Origin of the sequence: Exiguobacterium sp. UBA6282, assembly GCF_002440475.1 — a bacterium.
GTDB lineage: Bacteria > Bacillota > Bacilli > Exiguobacteriales > Exiguobacteriaceae > Exiguobacterium_A.
In genome coordinates, this window is the sequence record NZ_DJUM01000031.1 from 88,245 (window position 1) to 88,668 (window position 424).

1 protein-coding gene is annotated in these 424 nt (G+C 47.9%); it reads left to right on the forward strand.

The features are described from left to right. Window positions 1-372: hypothetical protein (locus B2751_RS09810; RefSeq protein ID WP_290774529.1), on the forward strand; the 372-nt coding region annotated here is incomplete at its 5' end. Window positions 373-424: the final 52 nt, after the last annotated feature.

The following is a 424-nucleotide window of genomic DNA, read 5'->3' on the forward strand; positions in this document are numbered from 1 at the left end:
TGGTCACAGCGTGAGGACGGATTAACGGAGGACATTCTGTTGTCGATGAAACGACAGTCGAGTTTATCAACAACCGTCCTTGAATTGAACGGTGCCTTACCGAAGCCGTCTCATCGAAAGCGACCCTTCCTTCATCTGCGACTATTCAAGAAAACGCATCAGCAACTCCCACTGCTCACGTATCTGCGGGATCCGAGTAAGCGCCGCTTCTTGCTCCAGCTGTTCGCTGCGATGAACTACGGTCTTCTCGTCTTACCATGGATTGGACGCGGTCTCGTCATCACCTTCGTACTATTCGTTCTCTTTCAAGAACGGAAACAACATCACACGTGGTTCCGCAGACAATCATTCTACCAGCATATTTCCAATTGATTGATTTCTGCTATACTTTTTCTAATACATGGTTGGAGGGATGACTTCATGC